Raw genomic sequence first — 2,500 nt, 5'->3', positions numbered from 1 at the left:
TATAAAAGCAGTCTGCACCAGACTGCTTTTATATTGATCTTTGATCAATAGGCTGTTCTTTAAAAATTCATAGAGTCGAAATCAGCGTTGCTGGTGGAAAGCGCAAACCAAGGTTTGTGCACCGTGCCGCCAGCAACATTTTGATTGCGTCAAAACAGATATTTTGCGAATGCAAATTTATCTAGTAATGACGAATATTCTCTAAGCTGTATCGAAAGATGCAGCCAAAGATATTCACATTACGGCATAACGCGTGAGGTGCAAGACCTCACCAGTCTTTGAAACCAGGCTTTGATTCTCGACAAGAGAGTCCAAAGTTATAGGGTCAAGTGACTAAGAGCATATGGTGGATGCCTTGGCGATGATAGGCGACGAAAGACGTGATAGCCTGCGATAAGCTTCGGGGAGCTGGCAAATAAGCTTTGATCCGGAGATTTCTGAATGGGGGAACCCACCTCGCAAGAGGTATCGTGCACTGAATACATAGGTGCTCGAAGCGAACCTGGAGAACTGAAACATCTAAGTACCCAGAGGAAAAGACATCAACCGAGATTCCGATAGTAGTGGCGAGCGAATTCGGAAGAGCCTTGCAGTGATAGTCGATCAGTTAACAAAACGGCATGGAAAGGCCGACCATAGTGGGTGATAGTCCCGTATGTGAAAACCGATCGGTGGTACTAGGCTGCAGACAAGTAGGGCGGGGCACGAGAAACCCTGTCTGAATATGGGGGGACCATCCTCCAAGGCTAAATACTCATCATCGACCGATAGTGAACCAGTACCGTGAGGGAAAGGCGAAAAGAACCCCGGGAGGGGAGTGAAATAGATCCTGAAACCGTATGCTTACAAAAAGTCGGAGCCCTTAGGGGTGACGGCGTACCTTTTGTATAATGGGTCAGCGACTTACATTCAGTGGCAAGCTTAACCGAATAGGGGAGGCGAAGAGAAATCGAGTCCGAATAGGGCGATTAGTCGCTGGGTGTAGACCCGAAACCAAGTGATCTATCCATGGCCAGGATGAAGGTGCCGTAACAGGTACTGGAGGTCCGAACCCACTAATGTTGCAAAATTAGGGGATGAGCTGTGGATAGGGGTGAAAGGCTAAACAAACTTGGAAATAGCTGGTTCTCTCCGAAAACTATTTAGGTAGTGCCTCAAGTATTACCGTCGGGGGTAGAGCACTGTTTAGGCTAGGGGGTCATGGCGACTTACCAAACCTATGCAAACTCCGAATACCGACGAGTACAGCTTGGGAGACAGAGCACCGGGTGCTAACGTCCGGACTCAAGAGGGAAACAACCCAGACCGCCAGCTAAGGTCCCTAAAATTGGCTAAGTGGGAAACGAAGTGGGAAGGCTAAAACAGTCAGGATGTTGGCTTAGAAGCAGCCATCATTTAAAGAAAGCGTAATAGCTCACTGATCGAGTCGTCCTGCGCGGAAGATGTAACGGGGCTAAGCCAGTTACCGAAGCTGCGGATGCACAGTTTACTGTGCGTGGTAGGAGAGCGTTCTGTAAGCCTGTGAAGGTGTCTGGTAACGGATGCTGGAGGTATCAGAAGTGCGAATGCTGACATGAGTAGCGTTAAAGGGGGTGAAAAGCCCCCTCGCCGTAAGCGCAAGGTTTCCTACGCAACGTTCATCGGCGTAGGGTGAGTCGGCCCCTAAGGCGAGGCAGAGATGCGTAGCTGATGGGAAACAGGTCAATATTCCTGTACCGATCAATAGTGCGATGTGGGGACGGAGAAGGTTAGCTCAGCCAACTGTTGGATATGTTGGTTCAAGCCTGTAGTCGTGCCTGGTAGGCAAATCCGCCAGGCTTAGATGAGGGGTGATAACGAGTCTGCTTGCAGACGAAGTGAGTGATACCCTGCTTCCAGGAAAAGCCACTAAGCTTCAGCTATTGACGACCGTACCGCAAACCGACACTGGTGCGCGAGATGAGTATTCTAAGGCGCTTGAGAGAACTCAGGAGAAGGAACTCGGCAAATTGACACCGTAACTTCGGGAGAAGGTGTACCCCAAGTAAGTGAAGTTGAACAAACGGAGCTCAAAGGGGTTGCAAAAAATTGGTGGCTGCGACTGTTTAATAAAAACACAGCACTCTGCAAACACGAAAGTGGACGTATAGGGTGTGACGCCTGCCCGGTGCTGGAAGATTAAATGATGGGGTGCAAGCTCTTGATTGAAGTCCCAGTAAACGGCGGCCGTAACTATAACGGTCCTAAGGTAGCGAAATTCCTTGTCGGGTAAGTTCCGACCTGCACGAATGGCGTAACGATGGCCACACTGTCTCCTCCTGAGACTCAGCGAAGTTGAAATGTTTGTGATGATGCAATCTCCCCGCGGAAAGACGGAAAGACCCCATGAACCTTTACTGTAGCTTTGTATTGGACTTTGAACGGATCTGTGTAGGATAGGTGGGAGGCTTTGAAGTGCGGTCGCTAGATCGCATGGAGCCAACGTTGAAATACCACCCTGGTGCGTTTGAGGTTCTAACCT

At 49.4% G+C, this 2,500-nt stretch carries 1 rRNA gene; it reads left to right on the top strand.

From position 1 onward, the window contains the following. Positions 1–323: 323 nt before the first annotated feature. A 23S ribosomal RNA gene (locus AC1RTQ_RS24115) occupies positions 324–2,500 on the top strand; the annotation flags it as partial.

Source organism: Comamonas sp. GW821-FHT11H03, assembly GCF_058807955.1.
The sequence above is the reverse complement of the archived record's forward strand: the minus strand, read 5'-3'. Positions and strand labels throughout refer to the sequence as shown.